General features: G+C 63.4%; 31 protein-coding genes. 1 reads left to right on the forward strand and 30 read right to left on the reverse strand.

Annotation, left to right across the window (positions count from 1 at the left end):
- Window positions 1–44: 44 nt before the first annotated feature.
- From DWG18_RS02205 to DWG18_RS02250, 10 genes are all read right to left on the reverse strand, one after another.
- Complete coding sequence (locus DWG18_RS02205; protein ID WP_115644993.1) at window positions 45–1,433, reverse strand: flagellar hook-length control protein FliK; 1,389 nt, start codon at window positions 1,431–1,433, stop codon at window positions 45–47.
- A complete protein-coding gene (fliJ, locus tag DWG18_RS02210) occupies window positions 1,430–1,891 on the reverse strand; it encodes a flagellar export protein FliJ (protein WP_115644995.1) in 462 nt (153 codons plus the stop codon). The genes DWG18_RS02205 and fliJ overlap by 4 nt, the downstream gene beginning before the upstream one ends.
- 12 nt (window positions 1,892–1,903) lie before the next feature.
- The gene (fliI, locus tag DWG18_RS02215) at window positions 1,904–3,286 is read right to left on the reverse strand and encodes a flagellar protein export ATPase FliI (protein WP_115644997.1); all 1,383 of its coding nucleotides are present in this window, start codon (window positions 3,284–3,286) and stop codon (window positions 1,904–1,906) included.
- Window positions 3,283–3,873: a FliH/SctL family protein gene (locus DWG18_RS02220; RefSeq protein ID WP_115644999.1), complete on the reverse strand. Its 591-nt coding sequence runs from the start codon at window positions 3,871–3,873 to the stop codon at window positions 3,283–3,285. Before DWG18_RS02220 ends, fliI begins: the two co-directional genes overlap by 4 nt.
- Window positions 3,870–4,877 (reverse strand): flagellar motor switch protein FliG, encoded by a 1,008-nt coding sequence (fliG, locus tag DWG18_RS02225; protein ID WP_115645001.1) that lies wholly within the window; start codon window positions 4,875–4,877, stop codon window positions 3,870–3,872. The genes DWG18_RS02220 and fliG overlap by 4 nt, the downstream gene beginning before the upstream one ends.
- Window positions 4,870–6,549 carry a flagellar basal-body MS-ring/collar protein FliF gene (gene fliF, locus DWG18_RS02230; protein WP_115645003.1) on the reverse strand — a complete coding sequence of 560 codons (1,680 nt, stop codon included), beginning with the start codon at window positions 6,547–6,549 and terminating at the stop codon, window positions 4,870–4,872. Before fliF ends, fliG begins: the two co-directional genes overlap by 8 nt.
- A 43-nt stretch (window positions 6,550–6,592) precedes the next feature.
- Window positions 6,593–6,955: a flagellar hook-basal body complex protein FliE gene (gene fliE / locus DWG18_RS02235; RefSeq protein WP_115645005.1), complete on the reverse strand. Its 363-nt coding sequence runs from the start codon at window positions 6,953–6,955 to the stop codon at window positions 6,593–6,595.
- Between the two features lie 820 nt (window positions 6,956–7,775).
- Complete coding sequence (locus tag DWG18_RS02240) at window positions 7,776–8,156, reverse strand: VOC family protein (protein WP_115645007.1); 381 nt, start codon at window positions 8,154–8,156, stop codon at window positions 7,776–7,778.
- A gap of 49 nt (window positions 8,157–8,205) precedes the next feature.
- On the reverse strand, window positions 8,206–8,625 hold the full coding sequence (locus DWG18_RS02245) for a DUF3052 family protein (RefSeq protein WP_115645009.1): 420 nt from the start codon (window positions 8,623–8,625) through the stop codon (window positions 8,206–8,208).
- Window positions 8,626–8,866: 241 nt separating this feature from the next.
- The gene (locus DWG18_RS02250) at window positions 8,867–9,232 is read right to left on the reverse strand and encodes a GNAT family N-acetyltransferase (protein WP_162823655.1); all 366 of its coding nucleotides are present in this window, start codon (window positions 9,230–9,232) and stop codon (window positions 8,867–8,869) included.
- Window positions 9,233–9,381: 149 nt separating this feature from the next.
- Between DWG18_RS02250 and DWG18_RS02255 the strand changes: the two genes are divergently transcribed.
- Entirely contained in the window at window positions 9,382–10,512 is a 1,131-nt protein-coding gene (locus DWG18_RS02255; RefSeq protein WP_115645013.1) for a low temperature requirement protein A, read from the forward strand.
- Window positions 10,513–10,635: 123 nt separating this feature from the next.
- Here the strand turns inward: DWG18_RS02255 and DWG18_RS02260 are convergent, their stop codons facing one another.
- The 20 genes from DWG18_RS02260 to DWG18_RS02345 form a co-directional block, all read right to left on the reverse strand.
- Window positions 10,636–10,959: an Imm70 family immunity protein gene (locus tag DWG18_RS02260; RefSeq protein WP_115645015.1), complete on the reverse strand. Its 324-nt coding sequence runs from the start codon at window positions 10,957–10,959 to the stop codon at window positions 10,636–10,638.
- Window positions 10,960–11,196: 237 nt separating this feature from the next.
- On the reverse strand, window positions 11,197–11,538 hold the full coding sequence (locus DWG18_RS15105) for a hypothetical protein (RefSeq protein WP_162823656.1): 342 nt from the start codon (window positions 11,536–11,538) through the stop codon (window positions 11,197–11,199).
- 458 nt (window positions 11,539–11,996) lie between these two features.
- Window positions 11,997–12,380 (reverse strand): hypothetical protein, encoded by a 384-nt coding sequence (locus tag DWG18_RS02270; protein WP_115645019.1) that lies wholly within the window; start codon window positions 12,378–12,380, stop codon window positions 11,997–11,999.
- A gap of 643 nt (window positions 12,381–13,023) precedes the next feature.
- Window positions 13,024–13,302 carry an excalibur calcium-binding domain-containing protein gene (locus DWG18_RS15580; protein ID WP_115645023.1) on the reverse strand — a complete coding sequence of 93 codons (279 nt, stop codon included), beginning with the start codon at window positions 13,300–13,302 and terminating at the stop codon, window positions 13,024–13,026.
- Window positions 13,303–13,743: 441 nt separating this feature from the next.
- Window positions 13,744–14,184: a hypothetical protein gene (locus DWG18_RS02285; RefSeq protein WP_115645025.1), complete on the reverse strand. Its 441-nt coding sequence runs from the start codon at window positions 14,182–14,184 to the stop codon at window positions 13,744–13,746.
- A gap of 1,078 nt (window positions 14,185–15,262) precedes the next feature.
- Complete coding sequence (locus tag DWG18_RS02295) at window positions 15,263–15,778, reverse strand: hypothetical protein (RefSeq protein ID WP_115645029.1); 516 nt, start codon at window positions 15,776–15,778, stop codon at window positions 15,263–15,265.
- Between the two features lie 65 nt (window positions 15,779–15,843).
- Window positions 15,844–16,227, reverse strand: coding sequence for a DUF6869 domain-containing protein (locus tag DWG18_RS02300; protein ID WP_115645031.1), 384 nt, complete (start codon window positions 16,225–16,227; stop codon window positions 15,844–15,846).
- Window positions 16,228–16,577: 350 nt separating this feature from the next.
- Window positions 16,578–17,024, reverse strand: a complete 447-nt coding sequence (locus tag DWG18_RS15110) for a hypothetical protein (protein WP_162823657.1) — start codon at window positions 17,022–17,024, stop codon at window positions 16,578–16,580.
- A 30-nt stretch (window positions 17,025–17,054) separates the two neighbouring features.
- The gene (locus tag DWG18_RS15115) at window positions 17,055–17,543 is read right to left on the reverse strand and encodes a hypothetical protein (RefSeq protein WP_162823658.1); all 489 of its coding nucleotides are present in this window, start codon (window positions 17,541–17,543) and stop codon (window positions 17,055–17,057) included.
- Between the two features lie 373 nt (window positions 17,544–17,916).
- Window positions 17,917–18,348: a hypothetical protein gene (locus DWG18_RS02305; protein ID WP_115645033.1), complete on the reverse strand. Its 432-nt coding sequence runs from the start codon at window positions 18,346–18,348 to the stop codon at window positions 17,917–17,919.
- A 57-nt stretch (window positions 18,349–18,405) separates the two neighbouring features.
- Window positions 18,406–18,951, reverse strand: a complete 546-nt coding sequence (locus tag DWG18_RS02310; protein ID WP_115645035.1) for a hypothetical protein — start codon at window positions 18,949–18,951, stop codon at window positions 18,406–18,408.
- Between the two features lie 538 nt (window positions 18,952–19,489).
- Window positions 19,490–19,816, reverse strand: coding sequence for a nucleotide pyrophosphohydrolase (locus tag DWG18_RS02315; protein ID WP_115645037.1), 327 nt, complete (start codon window positions 19,814–19,816; stop codon window positions 19,490–19,492).
- 792 nt (window positions 19,817–20,608) lie between these two features.
- On the reverse strand, window positions 20,609–20,953 hold the full coding sequence (locus tag DWG18_RS02320) for a hypothetical protein (protein WP_115645039.1): 345 nt from the start codon (window positions 20,951–20,953) through the stop codon (window positions 20,609–20,611).
- Between the two features lie 178 nt (window positions 20,954–21,131).
- Entirely contained in the window at window positions 21,132–21,563 is a 432-nt protein-coding gene (locus tag DWG18_RS02325) for an EamA family transporter (RefSeq protein WP_115645041.1), read from the reverse strand.
- 81 nt (window positions 21,564–21,644) lie between these two features.
- Window positions 21,645–22,256 carry a hypothetical protein gene (locus tag DWG18_RS15120; protein ID WP_162823659.1) on the reverse strand — a complete coding sequence of 204 codons (612 nt, stop codon included), beginning with the start codon at window positions 22,254–22,256 and terminating at the stop codon, window positions 21,645–21,647.
- Window positions 22,257–22,284: 28 nt separating this feature from the next.
- On the reverse strand, window positions 22,285–22,707 hold the full coding sequence (locus DWG18_RS15125) for a hypothetical protein (RefSeq protein ID WP_162823660.1): 423 nt from the start codon (window positions 22,705–22,707) through the stop codon (window positions 22,285–22,287).
- Between the two features lie 87 nt (window positions 22,708–22,794).
- Window positions 22,795–23,178, reverse strand: coding sequence for a hypothetical protein (locus tag DWG18_RS02330; protein ID WP_115645043.1), 384 nt, complete (start codon window positions 23,176–23,178; stop codon window positions 22,795–22,797).
- 31 nt (window positions 23,179–23,209) lie between these two features.
- Window positions 23,210–23,821, reverse strand: coding sequence for a hypothetical protein (locus DWG18_RS02335; protein ID WP_115645045.1), 612 nt, complete (start codon window positions 23,819–23,821; stop codon window positions 23,210–23,212).
- Between the two features lie 88 nt (window positions 23,822–23,909).
- On the reverse strand, window positions 23,910–24,176 hold the full coding sequence (locus tag DWG18_RS02340) for a hypothetical protein (RefSeq protein WP_162823661.1): 267 nt from the start codon (window positions 24,174–24,176) through the stop codon (window positions 23,910–23,912).
- 93 nt (window positions 24,177–24,269) lie between these two features.
- Window positions 24,270–24,581 carry a hypothetical protein gene (locus tag DWG18_RS02345; protein WP_115645049.1) on the reverse strand — a complete coding sequence of 104 codons (312 nt, stop codon included), beginning with the start codon at window positions 24,579–24,581 and terminating at the stop codon, window positions 24,270–24,272.
- Window positions 24,582–24,634: the final 53 nt, after the last annotated feature.

Here is a 24,634-nt window from a genome sequence, read left to right on the forward strand (position 1 = left end):
CCAGCGTTGCTAGGAACGGCTTCGAACGTGCCGCTATCGACGACCTACGCGTATTCGTCGATCAACCCACGCGCCCGCAGCGTGCGGACGGTCGTCACCTGCGGCTGCGCATCCCCACCGAGTTCGGTGCCCGCGCCGAACGGTGCCGAGCCTCCGTTCGAGCGGCTGTCGCCCGACTGGCGACTGCCTGCGCCGACCTCGGCATGGCCGAGTTCCATGCCCTGACGGCCGAGCAGGTCGCGCAGACGGTCCATGCCGGACTCCAGCGCCTGGCGGACGTCGGGATGGGCGGCGTGGAACTGGGCGTTCACGCGGTGCCCGTCCATCTGCAGGCGGATATCGATCGGGCCGAGGCCGTCCGGCGTCACGCGCACTTCGGCGTGGTCGAGGCGCTGGTCGGCCATCCACGTGATGCGCTGGCTCATGCCGTCGTCGAAATCGGCGTCGAGCGCGAGCGGCGCGGCGGTCGGCATCGCGACGATGACATCGCGCACCGCGGCCAGTGGCGCGTCGGCGCCCTTGGTCATGAGCGGGTTGAAGGCGATCGACGGTGTAGCACTCGATGCGCTGTCGGTGGACGCCCCGCTGCTGCCGCGATCGCTCTTGGACTCGGCAAGTGCGGCCAGCGCGGCGAAGGCGTCGGCCGCGGGTGTTGCAGTGGCGGGCAGGCTCGACGCGGCGTCGGCGTCGGCGCCGGGCATCGACAGCGCCTGCAGCAGTGCCGCACCGGACGCGATCGGCGATGCGGCATTTGTCGTAATCGCAGTGCCCGCGGTCGGATCGGCAGGCGTCACCGCGGTGGCGGCGGTCGCCGTCGCGGCGAGCGCGGCATTCGGTCGCGACACCGCGGCAGTCAACGCAGACAACGCGGCGTCGCCCGAGGCGGAGTCAGCGGCGACGGCGGTCGGCTTCGGCGCCGCCGCGGCCCAGTCGCCGGTCAACAGCGCGAGCATGCGATCGGGCAGGAAGTCCGCGGGTGTGGCGGTGTCGCTTGCCGGCGGCGTGGCGGCGTCAGTGGACGTCGTGGTCGCGGCGGTCGATTGGGTGTCCGTCGCTGTCGCGTCGGCAGCGGTGTCCGCATCGCCGTCACGTCGTGCACCGCGACGCGCGGCGGCGGCGTTCGCGCCGTCATGCGCTTTCGCGTGTGCGGGCGTGCGTGCTGCGCGGTCGCCCTGCGCGGTATCGCGCGTATGTGGCGTGTTGTCGTCGTGCGCGGTCTCGTGCGACTTCGGGTGGTGGTCGAGCGGGCGCGATGCATGCGCGTCGTCGGCTCGCTGCGCGCGCGGGGCGTCGTGGCGCATCTCCGCGTTCGCCTTCGGCGCCTCGCCCGTGTCGAACGAGAATTCCGGCGCATCCTGCGACGTCGCCTTTGACGGCGTGCGCGCGGATGCGGCGCCGGCAACGGCCTGCATCGCGGAACGATCGATATTCATCGCGATTCGCCTTCCGCAGCGCCGAGCGCCGGCGCGCGACGGCGGCCGGCCAGGTCGTCGAGTTCCTTCTGCGTGCGCTTGTCGGCGACACGCGATTCCTCGGTGCGATAGCTCGCCGCGAGCTTCTGCAGCACGTGCGTCTCGCGGCTGGCGAGCATCAGGCGCGCGCGTTCGACTTCGGTCGCCTCGCGCGAGCGGTCGACGATCTGCATCTGCTGCGCGACCGCCTGCTGCAACTTCGACTGGAACGCGACCCGGTTCGCGAGCAGCGCAGGATTGAGCGTCGCGCCCTGTTCCGGCGTCGATGAATATTCGGCGGCGTAGCGCTGCAGGGCTTCGAGTCGCGCCTTCTGCTCGACGTGCGAGGCCTCGCGCGCGGCAACCTGCTGCGCGACTTCGTCCTGCTGGCGCTGCTTGATCTGGATGATCGGATCGAGGCGTTGGGAACGCGGTGCCATGGGGGAGTCCGGTTAAAGCGGAAGGCCGTTGCCGTCGTCGAGCAACCGCATCAGCGCGGCCTTGCTCTGCTCGACGTTCGATGCGTCGCGGACATCCTGTCCCAGGAATTCCATGATCGCCGGCCAGCGCGCGAGCGCTTCGTCGACGGTCGGGTCGCTGCCGCGCTGGTAGGCGCCGATCGCGATGAGGTCGCGCTGCGTCGAGTAGGCCGACATCAGGCGCTTGAGCTTGCGGATCTGTTCGCGCCACGGCGCGTCGGTGATGTCCTGCATCACGCGCGACACCGACACTTCGACGTCGATCGCGGGGTACTGGCCGGCATCGGCGATGCGACGCGACAGCACGATGTGGCCGTCGAGAATCGCGCGCGCGGCGTCGGCGATCGGCTCCTGCTGGTCGTCGCCTTCGGTCAGCACCGTGTAGAACGCGGTGATCGAGCCGCGGCCATCGGCGCCGTTGCCCGCGCGCTCGACCAGCGCCGGGAGCTTGGCGAACACGCTGGGCGGATAGCCGCGCGTGGTCGGCGGCTCGCCGACCGACAGGCCGATCTCGCGTTGCGCCTGGGCGTAGCGGGTGAGGGAGTCCATCAGCAGCAGGACATGCAAGCCCTGGTCCCGGTAGTACTCGGCGATCGCCGTCGCGCGCAGGGCGCCGTGTAGGCGCGCGAGCGGCGGGCGGTCGGCCGGCGCCGCGACGACGACGGAGCGGCGCAGGCCTTCCTCGCCCAGGGTCGCTTCGACGAAATCGCGGACTTCGCGGCCTCGCTCACCGATTAGGCCGACCACGATCACGTCGGCCGCGGTGAAGCGGGTCATCATGCCGAGCAGCGTCGATTTACCGACACCAGAGCCGGCGAACAGGCCGACGCGCTGACCGCGACCGATCGGCAGCAGCGCGTTGATCGCGCGCACGCCGACGTCGAGCGAATGCGTGATCGGCTCGCGCATCAGCGGATTGATGGAGTGGCCGGCGAGGCCCATGTGGCCTTCGGCACGGATGGGGCCGCGACCGTCGAGCGGCACGCCGTCCGAATCGATGACGCGGCCGAGCAGGCCTTCGCCCACCGCGACCTCGCCCTGCTGGCGGCTGGGCACCACGCGCGCGTTGGGCAGCAGGCCCTCAAGATGCGCGGTCGGCATGAGGAAGGTGCGGTCACCGGCGAAGCCAACAACTTCCGCATCGACCCAGCGACCGCCGGCGACTTCCACGCGGCAGCGCGAGCCCATCGGCGCGGAACACCCGCTGGCTTCGAGCGTCAGGCCGACCGCCCGGCGCAGCACGCCTTCGCGCGCGAGACCCGCATTCGCGACGACCAGGTCGGTGTTCGAAAGGCGCGCGGCAAGCCGCAGGTTGCGCGCTTCTTCCCACTGCGCGGCGGCGATGCTGGCGGTCATGCGGCGTCACCCTTCGGTGCATCAAGCATGGCGTTGAGGCAGGCCTTGAGCCGCGCGTCGAGCGTGCCGTCGATGCGCATGCTTTCGCTGTGGAGGCGAAGCTCGCCGCGGGCGAGGGTGGTGTCGCCGGTGAGGCGCGTGCCGTCGAGCGTCATCAGGTGCGGCATCAGCACACCGAGATCATCCGGATGAAGGCGCAGTTCGACGTCGCGCGAGCTGCTCCCCACCGCGTCGAGCGCATCGCGCACGAGGTCGGCCAGCAGCGTGGGATCGAGGCGGTACGCGTGTCCGACCAGCGTGCCAGCGACACGCGTGGCGAGATCGATCAATGCATCGCTCACTTCGCCATCGAGGCGCGCGAGCGGACGCGTGAAGCTGTCGAGGATGCCTTCGATCTGCGCGATCTGCCGACGGATTTCCGACTGGCCGGTCGCGTAACCGTCCGCCTGCCCACGACGGAAACCGTCCTGGTAGGCGGCGTCGGTGATCGCCTGCAGCTCTTCGACGCTCGGCGGCTGCGGCACGTCGGCCGCGACCACCGGCTCGAAGCCCGGTGCGATCCAACGCAGCACCGCGGCCTCGCTCATACGAACGTCTCCGCCTTGGCGATGAGCTGGATCGTGCCGTCTTCCGCCATCTTGCGGACGATCTGCAGGATTTCCTTCTGCGCGGCTTCGACATCGGCAAGACGCACGGGGCCGCGCGCTTCCATGTCGTCCTTGAGGATTTCCGCCGCGCGCTGCGACATGTTGCCGATGATCTTGTCCTTGACCTTGGTGTCGGCGCCGCGCAGGGCGACCGCGAGCTTCTCGTTCGGCACCTCGCGCAGGATGCTCTGCATCGCGCGGTCGTCGATGTCGCCGAGGTTGTCGAAGACGAACATCAGGTCGCGGATCTGCGTGGACAGCGTCTCGTCCATCTGGCCGATGGCGCCGAGGATGGCTTCGTCCTGACCGCTGTCCATGAAGTTGAGGATGTTCGCCGCGCACTTCACGCCACCGAGCGCGGACGACTTGATGTTCTGGCTGCCGGCGAACTGCTTGGCCATCACGTCGTTCAATTCGTTGAGTGCGTGCGGCGGCACGCCATCGAGCGTGGCGATGCGCACCAGAACGTCGCTCTTGACGCGCTCGGGGAAGCACTTGAGCACTTCGGCGCCCTGGTCGGGATCGAGGTGCGACATCACGATCGCGATGATCTGTGGATGTTCATTGCGGACGAGTTCCGCGATCGCGCGCGGCTCCATCCACTTCAGCGTGTCGAGGCCGGACGTATTGCGGCCGAGCAGGATGCGATCGATCAGGCTCGACGCGCGATCCTCGCCCAGCGCCTGCACGAGCACCGCGCGCACGTATTCGTCCGCGCCGGAACCCAGCCCCGACGGCTGCTGCAGCGTGTCGACGAAGTCGTCGACCACGTCCACCACCTGGTTGCGCGTCACGCCGCCCACGGACGTCATGGCGACGCCAAGCTTCTGCACTTCCTTCGCGGACATGTGCTTGAGCACTTCGGCCGCCTGCTGTTCGCCCAGCGTGAGCAGGACGATCGCGGCCTTCTGCGTGCCGGTGAGTTGTTGCTGCTGATCAGCCATCGGACGCCACCATGTCGCGCACGACCTGGGCCACGCGCTTTGGATCGTTGGTTACGGCGGCGCGCGCCGTGGTGATCTTTTCATCGAAATGCATCGCCGCGGTCGGCAACGCCGGATCGCCCCCACGCGCGGCGCGCGGATTCGACGCCTGCTCGAGTTCTTCGGCAACGATCGTCGCCACCGTCGACTGCGCCGGAATCACCGGCTTGGGCTGCAGCATCTGGCGGAACGCCGGGCGCAGCACGGTGAAGATGAGCACGATGACCGCGATGCCGCCCAGGATCGTGCGCAGCAGGTCACGTGCATGCGGGTCCTGCCAGATCGGCGTGGAATCGCCGGCATCGCTGCCAACATCGCGAGCGAACGGCGAGTTGACTACCGACACCGCGTCGCCGCGCGCCTGGTCGAAACCGATCGCCTGCTGCACCAGTGTCTGGATGCGCTGCTGCTCGGCCGGCGTCAGCGCGCGCAGCTTCTGCTTGCCGTCCTTGTCGGGCTGGCCGGCCGGCACGTTGTCGACCAGCACCGCCGCGGTGACGCGACGGATCTTGCCCGGCGCCTGGCGGGTATGCGTCAGCGTGCGGTCGACTTCGTAATTGCGGACTTCGTTGCGCGTGCCCTGCGCGCCGGCCGGAATGTTCGGCTTGGCGGCGGTGTTCTGCGCGGTGTTCGGCGCGGTGCCGGCCGGGGTCGGCGTATTGCTCGCGCTGCCCGGCACGCCCTGCGCCGGTGCGCCATTGCCGTTCGCCGCGGCCATCGCACCGATGTCGCCGCTCTGCGACAGCTGTTCGCTGCGCACCTGCGCGTCGGGACCGTAGGTTTCCTTCGCTTCCTCGGTCTCGTTGAAATCCATGTCGACGCTGACCTGCGCGCTCACGCGGCCCGGGCCCGTCATCGGCTCGAGCAGCTGCTCGATGCGCTGCACGTAGACGGCTTCCTGGCGGTGCTGCTGGTCGAACTGCTGCTGGCCGATCGCTTCGGCCGAGGTCGGATCGCGCGAGGTGAGCATGCGACCGAACTGGTCGACGACGGTGACCCGGTTGGTGGGCAGGTCCGGAATGCTGGTCGAGACCAGATTGACGATGGCATCGACCTGGTTCTGTTCGAGCGTCGCGCCCGTGCGCAGCTGCAGCACGACGGACGCGCTCGCGCTTTCCTTGTCACGCGTGAATGCGCTCGGCTTGGGCAGCGCGAGGTGCACGCGCGCCTCGCGCACCGGGCGCAGGTTCGAGATGGTGCGGGCGAGTTCGATTTCCTGGGCGTGCTGGTAGCGCGCGTTCTCGACGAACTGGCTGGTGCCGAAGCCCTGGTCGCCTTCCATCGCCTCGAAACCCTTGTCGCCGCCCGCGGGCAGGCCGGCGGACGCGAGCGCCATCTTCGCTTCGCCGATCTTGTCGGTCGGCACGGCGAGCGCACCGGTCGTGGTGTCGATCTTGAACGGGATCTGCGCGGTGGTGAGCAGTTGCGAGGCGTCTTCGGTCGACTTCGCGTCGAGGCCCGCATACACCGGCACGTAGTTCGGCTTCTGCGTCCAGAAAAACAGCCAGAGGCCGGCCGCGATCGCCGCCGCGACCAGCGCGATCATGCCCACCTGGCGGATGGCCGGGATGTCCTGCAGACGACCCAGCTTCTGCAGGTTTTCGGAGGATTTAGGTAGCGCGATCACGGACATGGTGCGGGTCTCTTACGGTTCGATCGTCGGGTCGTGGAGGCCGTCAGATCGGCATGTTCATGACGTCCTGGTACGCCTGCACCAGCCGGTTTCGAACCTCGACCGTGGCGCGGAAGGCGACCTGGGACTGCTGCATGGCGACCATCACGCGGGCAAGGTCGGCCTTGGGATCGCCCATTTCGAAGGCCTGCTGCAGCTGGCTGGCGTCGTTCTGGACCTTGCTGACGTTGTCGATGGCGTTCGACATCGCCGACTTGAAGCCGCCGCCGGACGCACCCTCGACGCCACCGGCCGCGGTACCGGCGGTAGGCGCGATGCCGTTGCCCGAGGCGACGTCCGACATCCCGCGCATCCGCGTCTCGTGGGCGCGGATCTGGGAGAGGATCGAGGAAATCGCGTCGGTCATGGCTTGGCGGCTCGTCACGGGGACTCGACCGGCTCAGGCAAACGCCGTGCCACGACGCCGCCGGGAAACCGGCGGTGGGTGGAAGAGGGAGTGCTGCGGGCGCTGCCGCGACAGCCAGTTACTGCACCTGAGCGGCCGTGGCGGCGCGGCGGCGGCGCGGGTCGGCGCGCCGGAGTTAGTAACGGCAGCGCGCGGGACGTGGTGAAGCGGCAGTTGCGACGACGGTTGCCTGACGCCGACTAGGCCGCGGGGTGCGCGGCACGGGCAAGCGGGTCGGCAGTGGCCGGTAGAACGGAAGCACTCGACCAGTTCAGCCTGCCGGGCGGGATCCTGACGGCCCGGTGTTGGCTCCTGTCGTCCCCGCGGGCGCCGCCCCGGGCGAGCGGGGCAGGGACTTGCGGCCGGCGTCAGGGATCGGAGACCCGAAAGTCGCCAAGTCCCCAGGTCGCCACGTCCGAGTATCGGGTTGGGGCGGCTCGGGCGCAGCGCAACTATCCATGCAACGCATCGCTGAGGCGTCAGGTCGAGCAGAGCCGCGGTGTCGCAAGGTGGCGAGCCGCATCTTAAGCGTGCCGGCCGGCTTAGCGACGAGTACGCAGCCCAGTTCACGCGTCTTCGCCGCAACGGCGGCGTGCCAGTCCGAGCGTGTCCACTCAGCCCAGTCGCCTCAGGCGCGGCATTGGGGCGGACGAAGCCAGCCACGTGGTGACTGCCGCCATGCGTGCGAGCGTCGATTTGCCGGCGCCGGCCGGGACCGATCGACAGAACGCACCGCATCGCGACAGACGCATCCGGATTCGCAGCCGCGTCCCGAGCGGGATCACTTCCCCTGCGGCGGCTCCCACAACTCGACCTTGTTGCCTTCCGGGTCGATCACCCAACCGAACTTGCCGTACTCGGAATCGTCGGTGCGATCGAGCACGTTGCAGCCGTTCGCGCGCAGCGCGGCGAGCAGCGCATCGAGATCGTCGACGCGGTAATTGATCATGAAGGGCGCATCGCTGGGCGCGAAGTGCGTCGTGTCGGCCGAGAACAGGCTCCACGCCGTGGTGCCCGACGGATTCTCCGGCGTGCCCCAGCGCAGCGCTGCGCCGCCCCAAGACTGCACGTCGATGCCGAGGTTGTCGCGATACCACGCGCCCAGTGCCTTCGGGTCACGCGCCTTGAAGAACACACCACCGATTCCCGTTACGCCTGCCATGGACCGTCTCCCTTCTTTTCCGTTAAATGGATCACGCCGACGTGCGGGTTTAGCGCAGCGCCTTGCGCCTGACAAGCTTCAGCGCCGACCACGTCGCATCGACCGCACACACCTTGACGTCGACTAGGCCGAGCGGGAACGCGAGTTCGCGCACGCGATCCTCGCTCAGATCGGTCGCAACGCGTGACGCCTTCTTCGGCCATGACACCCAGAGCATGGCGTCGGGCGCGAGAGTGGGCGCGATATTCGTTACCCACAGCTTCAGCGCATCGAATGACGTCGCGAATACATGGACGAGCGACGTGCGGGCGTTCGGTGTCGTATCGAAGACAACACCAACGGGCAATTCACCGAGCAGCTCAACGTAGTTCGACGGCGCCGAGTGCACGTGCGCAACCATGCCGGCTTTGTAGCCGAGCTTTGCGGCAAGGGACTTGCCGGAATAGCCGGTCGAGGATGTCGCCGTCATGGGGAAGGGCGCGCACGGTGCGAGAACGGTTGTTGTATCGCGCTACGTCGTCGCTCGAACTTGGAAGTCTGCCTGTTGCCGGTCACACAAGCGCATGTTGCATCGCTCGATGCGAAGCGAAGGACAAGCGCATCGCGTACGTCGCGTGCGGGTCGTGCGCTGATCTTCAACCGACGCACACTCAACGCGTCGTGCATGCGTCGTCCCGCGAAGCGGTATCGGCTTGCACGAATCGTCAGGCCTAAGGCGGCGCAATCACGAACGACAACAGATGCGCCGAGCCCTGAACGGCCTGGGCGCCCATGCTCTCATACAGGCGGATCGCACGAACGTTGGCGGGCCGAACGCCCTGAATGACGAACTCGCGACAGCCCTTCTCGCGTGCTTTGGCTCGAAGCTGCTCAATCACCCGCGTGCCGTAGCCCTTTGATCGGTGCGCTTTGTCCACTTCAATCTTTTCCAGAACGAACCGCTCCCCAGGCTCGAACCAGCCATAGGCCCGCCCGGCGAACTTGCCATCGATGAGCGCCTCGATGACGTAGTGCCGGCGTTGCCCACTTTCCTCAAAGCGCCAGTCCGCTTGGAGATGAAGCTCGTTCGTTTTCAAATTCGTTTGCCTTGATGATGGCTGCTGAAACCTAACAGCTGAGTTCAGCCGCTCCGCGAAGCGGTGTCGGCTGGGCCAATTGTGAGGCCAGAGCTCACGCCCGCCGAGCTATACCTCGGTGGCCGTGTCCGACGACCTACGGTGGCCGCATGAAGGACCTCAAATATTTCGATGCGCACCGGCGGGCGACCTGGCTGGAGCTGTTCTTCGACCTGATCTTCGTCGTCGCCCTGACCGATGTCAGCGAACTCCTGAGCGAAGCGCACGAACGCCACATCACGGCGCAGCAGTTCCTGCACTTCGTGCTGATGTTCCTGCCGCTTTGGTGGATCTGGGCGGGCCACACGATCTACGCCAACCGCTTCGACACCGACAGCCGCCAGCACCGCCTGTCGACACTGCTGATCATGTTCCTGCTGATCGTGATCTCCGCGCAGGTGTCGGCCGGCGTCCAAGACCATTACGCGCTGGCCGTGGCCTGCTACTGCGGGGCGCGGCTGATCATCGCCGGGATGTATTTCGCTTCCAAGCGCAAGCACCACGACCGGGGTGGCATCGCAACAACGGTGGGCACCGTGTTCGCGGTCGGCGCCGCGATCAGCCTTTGCTCGGTCCTGCTGGAGCCGCCGTGGAGCTACCTGATCTTCTATGCCGGGATCGTGTTCGACATGGCGGCCCTGGTGCTGCTGAACCGGCGGCTGCACGTCGTGCCGGCGCACACGCCGCACCTGATCGAGCGGGTCGGCCTGCTGACCATCATCATGCTGGGCGAATCGGTGATTGGTATCTCCGCGGCGCTGGCGGGCATCGCCTGGGATCGCTCCAACGTCATCGCCGCGGTCAGCGGCTTCGTCATGGTGTCGGCCATCTGGTGGATCTACTACGACAGCTTCCACCTGCTGGAACACCGCAAGCTGGCGACCGGGCACTCGATCCTCTATTCGCACTTCTTCCTGTTCATCGGCCTGGCGATCCTGGCCTCGCTGATCCGGCACGCGATCCTGGACGACCTCGACCCGCGCGACTTCCGCGAGCTGGCCGCCGCAGGCACCGTGCTGTTCTTCCTGGGCAAGCAATACGGCTACTACATGGAGGTGCCCGAGCTGCGGCCTTACCTGCTGACCAACACCGCGGCCGTGTTCGCCCTGACGGCCGTCGTGTTGGTGTTGCCGCTCGGGCTCGACAGCATGCTGGTGGGCCTCACAGCGACGATGATCTGTTATGTGCTGCTCAACTTGCGCTACCGCCACCTGGTGGGCGGCGGGCAGGCGCCCGCCTGAGCCGCTGCCTGCGGTCTTGTCAGATGTGGAAGGATTTATTGATCGTGCGGTGCATACGTATCGGCGGTGCGCCTGACACCTGAGTTAGCCGCGCCGCAAAGCGGCGTGGGCTTGGACGAATTGTTAGGCCTTGCCCCGGAACAACTCAGGCAACGACCCATAGGTAAAGATCTCGACGGCGTGGCCGAATTCGACTGCACTTTCTACCGACCAGATTAGACCGCCCCGCAGAAGGTTCTGCCCGTTGATGGTGACGAAGAACTCCGCGGCGTTCTGCGCATTTGCTCCGAGTGTGTAGTGCGGACTCGGCGGCAAATGTGGCTTTTCGATATCCCACACAACCCGAGACACCGGGAGGGCGGTGAGTTCCCGATCGATCGTGTGCAACTCGTCGAGTGCGGCGCGAGATTCGTCGGACGGCAGGAAGCCTTGGTAGAGGTTGCCCATACACACGGAATCGTGAGCCCCAACCGGCAGGTTCCAGATTGGCGGCGACGGTGGAGAAGAGCCCGTACAGCACCGTATTGGCCCCGACTTCTGTAACGACGCGTTCGGCGCGAATGGCTACGCGATCCGGAAGCGATGCAGCCGGCCGGTTTTTGCGCAGGAAGCTAAATAGTTTCATGCAAGGCCTAACACCTGAGTTAAGCCGCGCCGCGAAGCGGCGTCGGCTTGGACGAATTGTCAGGCGTGTGAGCCGAGGTGTTCAAGCACCTTCTCCCAGCATCCCTCGACTTCTTGGACGATCCAAGCCGGACCAACTTTACGCGCGGGGCCTTCCGACGGCCGGATGTGCGCGACTAGCCATTCCCGTGGTCGTCCAGCCCACTCACCCGCCACAGACTGCGGGTTCCAGTAAAGAACCGGGAAGACTTCGTTCCACAGCACGCCTTCCGCCTCATCCCGGGTCGCGCCCGATCGGCGCACGACTCGAGCTGCGTGCTGAAACGTTATTTCGTCGAGCTCCGTATCCAGGAAGAAATCGGAAAACGCTTCCCACAGGTCCATCCGAGCACGTGCATCCATCGCTGCTTCCCGAACCGCCTAACACCTGAGTTAAGCCGCGCCGCAAAGCGGCGTCGGCTTGGACGAATTGTTAGGCGTCATCCGCCCACCTTGGCAACTTGCTCAGCCTGCCGAAATAGTAGGCGAGAAAAGCGCCAGCGACGCCGCCGAGGACTGCCGCAAGGGTGAGGGCGACCGTGCACATTAGCGCGCTGGCCGGGTGCAGCTTGAACCAGTGATTTGTAGCAAACGCTGCTGCGATTAGCGGCAAAAGAGAGAGGAGCCAGACCGCCACCCCGACGATGTTCTTTTGGCCGCATGCGGTGCACGTAATCGGATAAGACGTGCCGAAGAAGTGCCAAGGGCTAAGCTCAATTGGCGCTTTGCACGACGCACATGCGAAGAACTTTGCCATGACGCCTAACACCTGAGTTAAGCCGCGCCGCGAAGCGGCGTCGGCTTGGACGAATTGTTAGGCGTTACCCATTGATCTGGTTAACGCACGCCGGTCTGACTTGTTTGGCTGTGGTGACAGGCTCGTACTTGCCTGCGACATCGCGCAGGACGGCAACCCGGCACATTGAGCCGTTCTGACTGAAGGCCACTCGATAGCTCGCGCCCGACTCGGGAACGAAGCTTTCGGTCAGGGTGCATGTCTCGGCATCGGTGATTCCGATCGCGCCCGCCTGATACGCAAAAGTAACGACCGCCGGGTTGCCCGCTTGCATGGTGCGGCTGACCCCGGAGTGCGGATCGCCTTTGCCTTGCACCGCTGTGGTGGTGAATGTTGCCAGACGCGTGCCGTTGGGGCTGGCTTCGCAACTCTCGGAGGCGAAATTCTGCACGAGCACCCAGGCACCCATGGGAATGCCTGACGCCGAGAAAGTGACAGTGGCCGTCTCGCCCGACGTGGGCGATGCGTAGTGCGTGGCACAGCCGGTTAGGAGAGCCAATCCGGTCGCGAATACTGCTTTTCTCATCACTCCCCCTGAAAGTTTGATGTAACGCCTAACACCTGAGTTAAGCCGCGCCGCGAAGCGGCGTCGGCTTGGACGAATTGTTAGGCGGCAGCTTACTCAGCGAACCAGTGCGGTGGGTAGTAGCTCAGGAAAATTGCCCGCAGCGCCGCGCGAAAGGAGATTTGGCTGAGCGCAGCGAGGGCGACACAGAGCACGAAGGCGCCGAGAGCTATGCCGAGCAGGCCGCCACCCAGCAGGACCGCGAGCGCGAGAAATAGGAATTGGACGCTGCCCGGCTCAGACCCGAGAGGTGCGCCGGGAGTTAAACCCCGCGCTAGCTGCGCTTCGTGCGCCCATGCAACCGCGGGCCAGAAGCCGAGAAGCAGACCAGCGAGTAGGAACGCGGCGATCAGATGCCGATAGCCCGCCCTCAGACGGTAGATATCCAGCGAACGGGACCAAAGTGAGCTCACATCTGCCGCCTAACACCTGAGTTAAGCCGCGCCGCGAAGCGGCGTCGGCTTGGACGAATTGTTAGGCCTTGCGCTCAGCGACACCACTGCTGCTCGCAAGGCACACCATCGCCGTCCCCATCCATTTGTGTATTGGGGCAATGTTGCGAAAAAAATGTTGCTTCCTCGCACGAATGCATCTGAGGACAACGCGTTCGACCATTGCAGGCGTAGCGCGAATCCTTCTTTTCTTGGGCTGACGTGACTGAATCCGCAGCCGGCGCTGCGGTTGGCGCATGGGTAGCGAAACGGCCGCGTTTGATTTCGCGATAGCCATAGGCCGCTACGACAGCGAGTAAGAGTACGAGCAGCATATTCTTCAAAGTGCTTCACTCCTGCCTCGCACGGCCTAACACCTGAGTTAAGCCGCGCCGCGAAGCGGCGTCGGCTTGGACGAATTGTTAGGCCAAGCTTGAACCCGCCGAGAACCGTGAGCAACCCGGCGCGAAATGACGTCCGAAGCGAGAGCCGCGGTCTGGAGTCTGGACACGCGACGGCGAGCTTTTCCCGCGTTCGTCCGAAGCCGAGGCGCATTCCGCCCGCGAGCTGGAGATGCGGTTCGGGGCAAATCGGTACTTTAGGGAGAATCAGTATCCGACCGCGCACGACTCGGAGAGTGAGGAAACGGTCGCGGCAGAGCGAGCGCGGCGAGACGCTTCCGGAGCGAGCTGTGCGACGCGATGTAGTTGCCGAAGCAGCAGGCGTCACATTGCGATGCCGCGCTTACGACAACCGACCGAGGCCTAACACCTGAGTTAAGCCGCGCCGCGAAGCGGCGTCGGCTTGGACGAATTGTTAGCGCCCAGCCGTGACCAAGGCCAGCGTGGTTGTGCGAAGAAATGGGTGGCAAGCCCACTGAAGACGCCGTACGCCAGTATCAGCCAGTCACCGGCGTACGCCAGAAACACGAGCCCCGGCGCTGCCCCGATAACGCCTGCGATGAAATATGAAGCACGACCCGCACGCTGCGCGGCTGCATACAGAGGAGCACCGTAAAGGAGCGCTGGTAACAGGCCGAGCACAAAGGCGTATAAGGCGAACAGCAGCCACAGGGAAAAGGCGGCGGCTACCAAAGAAAAAGTGTTTGGCATAAATCGGGCGAGCGCCAACAGCCCGCTCGCAAACACACTGCCCGTAGCCAGCCCACCCACCGTGGGAGCAACCAGTCTTGCCCAGCTGCGGAGGAACTTGCCCATGGGCGCTAACACCTGAGTTAAGCCGCGCCGCGAAGCGGCGTCGGCTTGGACGAATTGTTAGGCCACGCCCCGGATTCGAGAACTGCGCGAGCGAAACCTAACTGCCAGCCGCGATAGTACGACGCCCCGAGATAAGGATGCGAAGGCCGGCGCACGGCCGAAGTTGACAGTGGCGAGCGCGACGTGTGGACGCGGCTGCTACACGAAAGCCACGCGGCGGAGCGAACCAGCGCAGCGGGGACGACAGATGCGAGAAGCTCGCATGGTGTGGTTGCCGGAAGCCGATCAGCTGGCGAGAGACAAGGCCGGCTTTGCCAACGATTTGCACGCTGCTTGGAATCGCAGTGCGTGGCCTAACACCTGAGTTAAGCCGCGCCGCGAAGCGGCGTCGGCTTGGACGAATTGTTAGGCCGCGTACGGGTGACGAGCAACCACCCAAGGCAAGCCGGCACACCAACAGCATATCCAGCACAGAACAGGATCCCGGCTGTAGCCCAGTCTATGACTCGCTCACCTGTAGCCAGCGCCCATGCTGAGACGGCTATAGCGAAAACAGCACCAACGAACGTGCCTGCGGCTGCGGCGCGCACTGCGAAACCTCGCCAGTGCGCGGAAAGTGCGAGGACGACGTTCGCAAGTAGGACGATCGGGCTCACGAGGGACAAGCCGACGATGAATATGACAAGAAGCAAGCCAGCACTCATAGCGGCCTAACACCTGAGTTAAGCCGCGCCGCGAAGCGGCGTCGGCTTGGACGAATTGTTAGGCCTCAGACCGAGACGAATCCGGCTGCCCAACCTTGCTCATCCGAGTCTACTTGGTACTCGGTCGCATGAAACCCGGGCTCGTCGCCACAGCCATTGAGGTTGACCTGCGGTTGCTCGCAGAAGCCAGGCTGCGCGCGAAACCGGTTGGCGGCCATAACCGCAGCTGCTTTAGAGCTGTACACGCCCAACACCTTTACGTTACCGACGCCGGGCTCAAGGGCGTGGACATGCTGCAGCAACCAGACACTTCGCATGAGGCCTAACACCTGAGTTAAGCCGCGCCGCGAAGCGGCGTCGGCTTGGACGAATTGTTAGCCCTTGACCGGCGGGCGGTGGGAGCCTGCATTCACGTGTGCCGACGAATAGAACTCTTCGCCGTACAGTGACCGGTACTTCACGTGCACGTTCAAGGCGCCGTACGCTGTTCCGTAAAGATCATGCCCTTCGTAAGGCTCTACTTCCGTGAGTTCGACGAGTACTAACTCCGACCCCGGGGCAAAAAAGTCGCCTGGCGTCATCCGCACGAATGTGCCGATCTTGCAGCCATTGATTCCTGACGCTTTCAGCAGTGGAGCGATGTCGGATTCTTGTTCGAACTGCTGAACACGGCCGTTCACCGAATAAGAAAGGTTCAAGATTTCGGCCGGGCCCAATCCATTGTTGAAAAGAGTGATGCGTATTCCGCTCGGACTGGAGTTGCGCTTGAAAGCCAAGTGGGGACGCACTGACATCCGGCGGTCTCTCGCAGCGCCGCGTGCTTGAGTGACCGACAGCCCGAACGACGATAGGGCGATGATCAAGGCGGCTGCGTCGATGGCATCACTCATGGGCTAACACCTGAGTTAAGCCGCGCCGCGAAGCGGCGTCGGCTTGGACGAATTGTTAGGCGCCACTACCACGCGGCACCCCGGCACTTTTCTACCCGACTCCAAATTTCCTCCGGCGATTGATTTCGCCAGACGCCACCGAGCAGATCCTTAAACGCGGGATTCTGGCGGGCCATGAGCTCGATGCGATCGATGAAGTATTTCCCATCGTATGCGATGAGATCTTCCAGTGGGCCTGCAGCGAGGCACGAAAGAACCCGGTCGTTCGGCGCCTTGCCCAGCACCACAAGTACGAACTCCCACAGCTCCTCGGCGAAGTCTCGACGAAGACAATGCATCGTTCTTTCGGTGGCCCACCAAAGCGGGTGATCAGTGTCGATCTCTTGTTCCACCGAGTGCAGCTCGATGTATGCGTCTGCCCAGGTTTCGACCTCTACGGAATCTTCCATGTGGCGCCTAACACCTGAGTTAAGCCGCGCCGCGAAGCGGCGTCGGCTTGGACGAATTGTTAGGCCCCAGACGATTTGCGAGTGGGCCCGCCGAGCCAGATCCTACGCCCGCTGAAGACGGTCAGTGCGAGCGCTACGAGGCCGATTGCAGCCCACACCTTGGCCCAGCGGAGATGGAGTGCTGTCTCGTACGGTGGTACGTAAGCCGCCCAGCCATGGAACACGACTAGATTGAGGGACCAAAGCGCAAGCGCGAAAGACAGAAGGAACGCCACCCAGAGAGCGGCATATCGCGCCACGTTTTTGGGCTCAAGTCGCATCGTCGCTTCTACTGGGGCCTAACACCTGAGTTAAGCCGCGCCGCGAAGCGGCGTCGGCTTGGACGAATTGTTAGGTGCGCGACCGGTGATCTTCACGCACAGCCAGACGTCGGCAAGTAATGCAGCGGCGGGGGACAGGGCAAGAAGTACGCCAAGTATCCCGGTATGGGAGGAAGGAGACCCGACTAGGACTGCTGAGGTTGCGACCAGACTTAAACACGCGAGAAAGGTGTCACGCCAAGGGTGCGCGGTACCGAGCACCCGGAGTAGCAGAGCAAGCGGGAGAAGTAGAACCATGGACACGAGGAAATCGCCGACATGCACGGCGGAGAGCAAGCCTTCGCCGCGCAGGCCAGTAGCCCATAGCGGATGGAAGACTAGTCCTGCGGCGGCGATGTGAGGCCACGCGTAGAGCAGGCCGACTGCAGCAAGAGCGCCGCCGACGACAGCAGTGATGGACTTGAATAGCGGATGCATTTTTCTCTCCTCGCGCACCTAACACCTGAGTTAAGCCGCGCCGCGAAGCGGCGTCGGCTTGGACGAATTGTTAGGCCCCGACAGCGGAAAGCAGGGGTTCGTATTCTTCCAGCCTTGCTCCCTTTCGGCAGCGGATGCGGCGTGATCTCTAAGCAACAGTTCAAGGGGCACTTCGAATCGTTCGGCCGAGTAGCGAAGAGCTAAGTTCCAGTGCGGCCCGGAATCATTGAAGCCCCGGTACGTTTCGTAGAGGTCAAACCGCGATGGCGCGAAACCGACGGCGCGACGGACCACTTCGGCTTGTTCCTTGCTAAGGCGGAACACGTACGGCGTGTAGATGTTCGTTTCTCGGAAATGCGCGAGATGGCATGTGCGGAATCGATCCGCGGCAGCGCGCTGCTCAGGCGTGAGCGAGAAAGTCAGTACCTTTCCCGCGTAGCGCCCATTCTTGAGTGGCACGCCGTCGGCCAGCACAACGCCGGGAACTACCAACGCCATCAAGCAGATGAGAATTCTCATTCGGGGCCTAACACCTGAGTTAAGCCGCGCCGCGAAGCGGCGTCGGCTTGGACGAATTGTTAGGGCGCATATATCTGACTATTGCGGTCGGGGCAATGTGGAGCAGCCTCTCGGTAACGCCGGTTGAGGACCTCAAGCCAGTAGCGCTTGTAAGCGTTGTCGCTTGCCATGCGAGTAAACGGATATACGACCGGCATGACGCGATTGACCATTCGCGGAGGGTGACACTGGACCAGGGCCGGTATCAGTAGAAACGGCGCAGCCAGGTACGCAGCGGCGAGAAGTAGAGCGATCAGTAGGAGACCACGCCCTGAGAGCCTACGCTTCTTGCTTGCACTCGCGGAACTCTTACCCATGCGCCCTAACACCTGAGTTAAGCCGCGCCGCGAAGCGGCGTCGGCTTGGACGAATTGTTAGGGCCCGGGCTGCGACCCACGGAACCTGCTAGCAAGACTGCGCCCAGCGCTGCCACGGCAGCGATGACCGGGCGCCATTCGCTCTCGCTTGGGAGTGCGATGGCTCCGACTGCGACAGCAAGAACACCTGCGCCCAAGCCGAGCCGAATGGCAGTGCGCGCCGCCGCTGATACAGAAAAGAACCTGCCACCCAACAGAAGCCTGGCCAAGCCGGCAACCAGCCCGGCCAAAGCTGCCGCGCCGATGGCACCAAGCACGGGCTCGTGAAGGGTGACCGACAACAGGGCGAGCACGGGCAGCACGAGAACAAGGCTGGCGCAAATCGCTACCAGCCCGAGCAGGCAGCGGACTGCTGTTTGGTCCATCAAGGTAGCGATCTTGTTCAACACGGGGCCTAATACCTGAGTTAAGCCGCGCCGCGAAGCGGCGTCGGCTTGGACGAATTGTTAGGGCTCAAGACGCTGAGCCCACGGGAGCCGTGCTGCGAGCGCGAAACCAGCAGCCATGGCGGCATGCGATACCAGAAAGGTAAGGACCAGCTCGCCGAACCTAACGTTGCTGGACCAATGCATAGCCAAATACGCGAGAACGCCGAAGATCAGCGAGATGCCGGCTGACGCCAGGAGCAAGTTAGGAGCAGTGGCGAGCCTGCGGTGATGGAGGTAAACGAGCGCTGGCACCCCGACCAGAGAGATTCCAAGCACAGCCATAAAGGCTGCCGCCACCCAAGTATTTAGAAGATCTCGTAGTAGCACAGCCCAATAGCGCGCCGGAGCGATATGCCAGACGCGGGACGCTTCCTCCGGTGATACGTAGCCCGTAGCGGCTACCAACACTCCGAGGACGGCGAGGGCGCCGACGTAGCCTGCCGCCAGACGCCAAGCCGACAGCCCGGGCTGCCGCGCAAGCGCAATGGCGATGGCAGGCAGCCCGAGAAAAAATAATAGTCCGGGGATTGTCGTGACTGCCGCAGCGAGGAACATTGTTTCCATGAGCCCTAACACCTGAGTTAAGCCGCGCCGCGAAGCGGCGTCGGCTTGGACGAATTGTTAGGCGCCACCCGCTGATTTCCATGTGGCCACCTTGACAGCAACAGAAGTAACGATGCCCGACGGCGCGATTGTGAAAGTTGCGACATAACCCTTCAGCGTGTGATCGCGAGCCCAGACGGCCCATTTGCATTCGGAGCCGGTCCCTGTGGGCTTACATGCCTGTGGGTTGCCTGCCGAAGGCAACGTGTTCGCAGACGCCCTCGTGCCCACCAGGCGCTCCGCGGAGGCTTCCACCCGTTCGAGTGTTAGGTCTTCTGCGTCGTTGATGCCTTCCAGCTGCAAAGCCGCTGCTAGGTTGAACCACGCTGGAGTGCACGCACAAATGTCTGAGCTCCACGTTGATCCGGCAACGCTGCAGGCGGAGAGAGCGGCGACGAGCGGTAAGGAGAGCTTGGAAGTCATGTGTGGCGCCTAACACCTGAGTTAAGCCGCGCCGCGAAGCGGCGTCGGCTTGGACGAATTGTTAGGCGGCTACCAGTTACTTGGCGAGCTCGCCTTCTACGTATTCACAGATCTCGCGAGTGTTCCTGATGAACTGCTCTTCAAGATCGACGCCACACTTGTTGGCCAGAACCATGATTGACCACAAGCAGTCGGACAACTCGTGGCCGAGCTTGGCCTGATGGTCCTCGATCGTGCGGACGCCCGCGTGCGCCTGGACCAACTTCGCGAGATCGCCGACGTCTCCCATGAAGCCGAGCGCCAATTCCTGAGTGGTCCACACGCGACCCCAGCGCTTGACCTCGAGTTGTTCGTAGAGGGCGTTGAGCTTAAGGGCTTGTTGTTGGAGGTCGCTGAAGTTCATTTCATGCCGCCTAACACCTGAGTTAAGCCGCGCCGCGAAGCGGCGTCGGCTTGGACGAATTGTTAGGCAGCATTATCGCCACCATCGGGCTGCGGGCTCTACCAGTTCTCGCTCGGCGGGATCTGTAGGCCCGTGAAGACGGATTTCCCATGCCTCGGACGGTGTAAGCAAGCGGAGGCCGCCTAAGTGTTGATCACAGCTTCGCGGATGTGACCCGTCGACGAGCGAGATGCCGTACACGAGTCCATCTTCGACTCCGACGCAAAGGCACGGATGGAAAAAGCCATCCTCGTAGATCTGGCCAGGCGCGATCTGAAACTCCACCGGCGTGTCACTTTCCATGCTGCCTAACACCTGAGTTAAGCCGCGCCGCGAAGCGGCGTCGGCTTGGACGAATTGTTAGGCGGCAGCTTAGCCAATGACGAGCTCTACGCCCATGAGGTGTAGGAACTCTGCGCCATTTGGCCTCAGGACTTCCGGACCAGCCAGCTTGCACGCACAGGTGATGTGAGCACCTTCGGCCTGGAGCTTCGCCAGCGGCCGACGGGAGCCCTTGAGCGCTCCCCAGAGCCACACCAGCTGATCATTGAGGCCCGTTCCCACTCCAGGAGGACACACCAGCACAACGTCCTCTCCGTCGAGACGGCTGAAGGGCACAAGCGCCTTTGTACTCTCGCTGCGAGCGCCTAGGTTTGATATCCGGAGTTCGACTTGACTGCCCATGCCGCCTAACACCTGAGTTAAGCCGCGCCGCGAAGCGGCGTCGGCTTGGACGAATTGTTAGGCCCCAGGCTAGCGAGCCAGACGCGGTAAGAACGACGTATCCATGTAGTACCGCTTGGAAGATGCTCGATCGACATACACGGTGATCTCGCCTGTACCCAGAAATTCACTTGGGTCGAACCCAATGCTCCAGCTCTTGTAAACGTGCATTTCTTTGCTAGAGGGGTCCTGCGCTTGAGCGACGATGCGGAATGGGTTCCTGCCGTTCACCTCGAGGGACGTGTCTAGCTGCACTTGAATGACTCTGGCTTTTACACGGCGGCCAGTTCGCATCATCTCACCGATGAATACGATGCGGCGATAGCGGAAGATGGCCATACCAACGCCAATGGCTACAAAGACGAGACCGACCATCGGCCCAATCCAGCTGCCGGTTGCAACGCCCGAGACTAGGGCAACGGCTAAGCCACCTCCCACGAAAATGAGTGTCGAGCGGTCGATTACGTCGTCTACCACGCCGCGATGTCCTCGGTCTGGGGCCTAACACCTGAGTTAAGCCGCGCCGCGAAGCGGCGTCGGCTTGGACGAATTGTTAGGTTGCCGGCCGATATGCGACGACGAGCAACCCGGAACCCACTAGTACGCAGCCAAGAATAACGCGCGGTGTGATCTGTTCCTTGAGTATGAGCCAGGCCAGCAGAACCGCGACGATGAAGCTCGCTTTATCAATAAGCGCGATGGTTGAGACCTCGCCTTGCTTTAGGGCCTTGTAGTAGAAGATCCACGACAAAGACGTGGTGACGCCGGAAACACCAAGCCAGAAGAGATTGTGCGGAGCCAGAGACTTCAGCTCCGCAGGCGCGACGAACAGCGCCGCGAAACCGATGACGAATACCGCGACGAACATGGTTCGAACAGCGAGCCCAAGTTCGCCCGAAATTCCGGCAAGGCCCATCTTGGCGATCACGGAAGTGAAGCCAGCGAAGATCATGGAGATGACGGCGTATGTAACCCACTTGTCCATGCTCTCTCCTCGGCAACCTAACACCTGAGTTAAGCCGCGCCGCGAAGCGGCGTCGGCTTGGACGAATTGTTAGGCCAACAGCTACGTGAGTAGCAGTAGCGTTGGAGCAGCTTGAAAGGTCCAAGAAAATGCAGACCCAATCGAGCTAAAGAGCCGTTGAGTCGCTTCGGGCGCAAATGCCGCAGATACACACAGCGAAGTGATCGATCCTGCGAAGTATTGGATCCAATCCTTTCGACCCATGCGGCGCGCGCCCTCCTTGATCTCATCAAGACGCCGATGAATTGCTTCAAGTTGATGCGGGGTGAATTCGCCGCCCTGAGCAATATCGCTCTTGACCGCTTCAACGCTCGCATCGATCTTGAGCAATTCTTCCTCGGTGAACGGCGAGTTCAGCGGGTCGCTTGATGTGAAGGCCGCTGCTAACTTGGGTTCGGGACCCAGCCGCGTTAGTAGCAGCTCGGCCCGATTAACGGCGAGCGACATTGCGCGGACTTCGTATGTGTCGCCGGCGGGCGCTTGGTAAAGGCCGGCATCGCCCGTTCGCAATTCAAATTCAGCATTGGGATGCCCTGGGTAGCCTACGACGATCTCGGCTTGTCCCTGGAACAGCGAGCGAGCGCTCACGACAATGTCTCCGATATCCGGAAGAACACTCGTATTTGCTGCGAGAACAACTTTCGTGCGCTGCATAACTATCCCGGTTGGCCTAACACCTGAGTTAAGCCGCGCCGCGAAGCGGCGTCGGCTTGGACGAATTGTTAGGCCCCGGCCGGCTGTTGCGCTGCAACCAGCTGGCGGGAAGCAACGCCACGAGCTCCAACGTGCCGCGACCGGTGTCGAGCCAGCCCCAATGTGCGAGCACTGACCACACCATGCGGCATGCGAGTGCCAGCAACAGAATGCGGAAAGCGCGGCGGTAATGGCCAAAGCCCAGCGCGGTGCCGGCCCAAAGGTCTACGACTGCCGACACAAGAATCGGAACCGCTCGAGGCGCACTTGCGTGCCATTCAAGCGGGTGGAAGCCGAGTTCTCCAACACCGACGGCGACACCGAAAATACCGGCAAGGGTCAGCAGGGTGCTAACGAGAACCGTGAACGGACCGTTCGGCGTAGCGGGCGGGCGTTCGACCTGAGCTTCCATGACTCCTCGCGGCTGCCTGAGATTACCTGCGGGGCCTAACACCTGAGTTAAGCCGCGCCGCGAAGCGGCGTCGGCTTGGACGAATTGTTAGGGCTCAACCGAGACTTTGCCCGACTTGTCCACAAGCACGTTCACCGTGCCTTCCTTCTGTGTGGACAGTACCCAGACCTTGAAGGCGAGCACCGTGGTGTCACCCTCGCACAGCGGCTCGACGTACTGAATATTCTTGCCAGCGAGCGACTTCTGCACAGCGGCATCCTGATCAATCTGAGCACCGTTGACCCAAGCACGGAGTGTAGATGTGAACTGCGGCTCGCGGTTCTTCTCGATCTGTATCTGGCCCGACAGACCGCCCGGGCACGCATAGCTGAAGGTGGTCTGGGAGTGCACCGCACCCTTGATTCCGGTAGCGGCAGCCGCGCCAGTGAGGGCGAGTAGCAGGGCTGTGGCAACAATCTGCTTCGACTGCATCGGAGCTCTCCTTTGAGCCCTAACACCTGAGTTAAGCCGCGCCGCGAAGCGGCGTCGGCTTGGACGAATTGTTAGGCCTGCCCGAGTGGGACATCCACATGCCGCACTCGGTCTTGCTGCGCGCCCAGCCATGTGGAGTGCGCTCGAGCATCACGGTGCCACCGTTACCGCAGAGCCGGCCGCAGACAAACGAGTAGTTGAGCGCAGCGCGCTGGCCGGACCGCTCGAAGGTGACTGTGGAAAGCGTGAGCAATGCGTGGGAGAAGCCCTTCTCTACAGCTTCGTCGACGGGCACGCCCCGCGCAATCAGCTTGCCTGGATCCATTGCTCGCAACTCCCCAGGCTTGATGAGACGAACCTGCCGTAGCGCGCGAAGCTGGACAGCGAGCGGCGCGCTGGTTTCTGCCACCTCCCACTCGCCGCCGCCACAGGACGAAATGTCTTTCAGATCTTGTGGCGATAGTGGTTTAGCGCTTGCTGCCACGTTGAGGGGCGCTTTGCTCTTGCCGTCCCACGAAGCCAAGAATGCTTCATACACCTTGGCCGTTTCGGCCTCCCGGTTGGCATCGTGGGCGTACGTTGAGGGACTCAGCGCAAAGGTCATGGCAATCGCCGCGATGGCTCGCCGCAGTTGAATATCCATACACGACTCCGTTGATGTCGCTGGCAGGCCTAACACCTGAGTTAAGCCGCGCCGCGAAGCGGCGTCGGCTTGGACGAATTGTTAGGCCTCAGACAGCTAAGGCCACGAGTTGCAGCAGCATTCCGAGCGTAATCATGGCAAAGCCGAGCCGGTTGAAGAACTTGGCTCTCCACTTGAACGCGTTGAACTGCGGCTCCCACTCTTCTCGGGGGACGGCGCGTTCGCCATCCACCGGCGACGACTCCATGGCCAAGTTCCCGTAGAAGAAGACGTTTCCGACCTTTTTGGCAGGAAAGCCATAGAAGAACAGTAGAAATGAGCCAATGAGCGACAGGATGAGCGCGATGACGTTCAAGCACGCAGCCATGTGACTTCCCATGAGGCCTAACACCTGAGTTAAGCCGCGCCGCGAAGCGGCGTCGGCTTGGACGAATTGTTAGGCGGCAGCTTAGCCAACGACAAGCTCCACGCCCATCAGGTGGAGAAACTCCGCGCCATTGGGCTTGAGGATGAAATGCGACGGGCCGCTGTAGTGACACGTAATCACTGCGCCTTCTGATTGCAGCTTGGCCAATGCCCGACGCCCGGGCTTGAGTGCGCTCCAGAGCCACACCAGTTGGTCATTCAGGCTTTCGCCAACGCCGGGTGGACAAGTGACCACCACTTCGTCGCGCTCGACGCGGCTAAACGGCACAAGCTCCTTCGTGCTCTGAACGCGAGAGCGGAGATTTGCTATTCGGACGGTGACCAAACTTTCCATGCCGCCTAACACCTGAGTTAAGCCGCGCCGCGAAGCGGCGTCGGCTTGGACGA

Source organism: Lysobacter sp. TY2-98 (assembly GCF_003367355.1).
GTDB lineage: Bacteria > Pseudomonadota > Gammaproteobacteria > Xanthomonadales > Xanthomonadaceae > Cognatilysobacter.

Excerpts from the sequence above, each read along its gene's own strand:
- DWG18_RS02205 (WP_115644993.1), bottom strand. The coding sequence starts at position 1,433 with ATGAATATCGATCGTTCCGCGATGCAGGCCGTTGCCGGCGCCGCATCC.
- fliJ (WP_115644995.1), bottom strand. The coding sequence starts at position 1,891 with ATGGCACCGCGTTCCCAACGCCTCGATCCGATCATCCAGATCAAGCAG.
- fliI (WP_115644997.1), bottom strand. The coding sequence starts at position 3,286 with ATGACCGCCAGCATCGCCGCCGCGCAGTGGGAAGAAGCGCGCAACCTG.
- DWG18_RS02220 (WP_115644999.1), bottom strand. The coding sequence starts at position 3,873 with ATGAGCGAGGCCGCGGTGCTGCGTTGGATCGCACCGGGCTTCGAGCCG.
- fliG (WP_115645001.1), bottom strand. The coding sequence starts at position 4,877 with ATGGCTGATCAGCAGCAACAACTCACCGGCACGCAGAAGGCCGCGATC.
- fliF (WP_115645003.1), bottom strand. The coding sequence starts at position 6,549 with ATGTCCGTGATCGCGCTACCTAAATCCTCCGAAAACCTGCAGAAGCTG.
- fliE (WP_115645005.1), bottom strand. The coding sequence starts at position 6,955 with ATGACCGACGCGATTTCCTCGATCCTCTCCCAGATCCGCGCCCACGAG.
- DWG18_RS02240 (WP_115645007.1), bottom strand. The coding sequence starts at position 8,156 with ATGGCAGGCGTAACGGGAATCGGTGGTGTGTTCTTCAAGGCGCGTGAC.
- DWG18_RS02245 (WP_115645009.1), bottom strand. The coding sequence starts at position 8,625 with ATGACGGCGACATCCTCGACCGGCTATTCCGGCAAGTCCCTTGCCGCA.
- DWG18_RS02255 (WP_115645013.1), top strand. The coding sequence starts at position 9,382 with ATGAAGGACCTCAAATATTTCGATGCGCACCGGCGGGCGACCTGGCTG.
- DWG18_RS02260 (WP_115645015.1), bottom strand. The coding sequence starts at position 10,959 with ATGGGCAACCTCTACCAAGGCTTCCTGCCGTCCGACGAATCTCGCGCC.
- DWG18_RS15105 (WP_162823656.1), bottom strand. The coding sequence starts at position 11,538 with ATGGATGCACGTGCTCGGATGGACCTGTGGGAAGCGTTTTCCGATTTC.
- DWG18_RS02270 (WP_115645019.1), bottom strand. The coding sequence starts at position 12,380 with ATGGGTGCCTGGGTGCTCGTGCAGAATTTCGCCTCCGAGAGTTGCGAA.
- DWG18_RS15580 (WP_115645023.1), bottom strand. The coding sequence starts at position 13,302 with ATGCTGCTCGTACTCTTACTCGCTGTCGTAGCGGCCTATGGCTATCGC.
- DWG18_RS02285 (WP_115645025.1), bottom strand. The coding sequence starts at position 14,184 with ATGGGCAAGTTCCTCCGCAGCTGGGCAAGACTGGTTGCTCCCACGGTG.
- DWG18_RS02295 (WP_115645029.1), bottom strand. The coding sequence starts at position 15,778 with ATGAGTGATGCCATCGACGCAGCCGCCTTGATCATCGCCCTATCGTCG.
- DWG18_RS02300 (WP_115645031.1), bottom strand. The coding sequence starts at position 16,227 with ATGGAAGATTCCGTAGAGGTCGAAACCTGGGCAGACGCATACATCGAG.
- DWG18_RS15110 (WP_162823657.1), bottom strand. The coding sequence starts at position 17,024 with ATGCATCCGCTATTCAAGTCCATCACTGCTGTCGTCGGCGGCGCTCTT.
- DWG18_RS15115 (WP_162823658.1), bottom strand. The coding sequence starts at position 17,543 with ATGAGAATTCTCATCTGCTTGATGGCGTTGGTAGTTCCCGGCGTTGTG.
- DWG18_RS02310 (WP_115645035.1), bottom strand. The coding sequence starts at position 18,951 with ATGGAAACAATGTTCCTCGCTGCGGCAGTCACGACAATCCCCGGACTA.
- DWG18_RS02315 (WP_115645037.1), bottom strand. The coding sequence starts at position 19,816 with ATGAACTTCAGCGACCTCCAACAACAAGCCCTTAAGCTCAACGCCCTC.
- DWG18_RS02320 (WP_115645039.1), bottom strand. The coding sequence starts at position 20,953 with ATGGTCGGTCTCGTCTTTGTAGCCATTGGCGTTGGTATGGCCATCTTC.
- DWG18_RS02325 (WP_115645041.1), bottom strand. The coding sequence starts at position 21,563 with ATGGACAAGTGGGTTACATACGCCGTCATCTCCATGATCTTCGCTGGC.
- DWG18_RS15120 (WP_162823659.1), bottom strand. The coding sequence starts at position 22,256 with ATGCAGCGCACGAAAGTTGTTCTCGCAGCAAATACGAGTGTTCTTCCG.
- DWG18_RS15125 (WP_162823660.1), bottom strand. The coding sequence starts at position 22,707 with ATGGAAGCTCAGGTCGAACGCCCGCCCGCTACGCCGAACGGTCCGTTC.
- DWG18_RS02330 (WP_115645043.1), bottom strand. The coding sequence starts at position 23,178 with ATGCAGTCGAAGCAGATTGTTGCCACAGCCCTGCTACTCGCCCTCACT.
- DWG18_RS02335 (WP_115645045.1), bottom strand. The coding sequence starts at position 23,821 with ATGGATATTCAACTGCGGCGAGCCATCGCGGCGATTGCCATGACCTTT.
- DWG18_RS02345 (WP_115645049.1), bottom strand. The coding sequence starts at position 24,581 with ATGGAAAGTTTGGTCACCGTCCGAATAGCAAATCTCCGCTCTCGCGTT.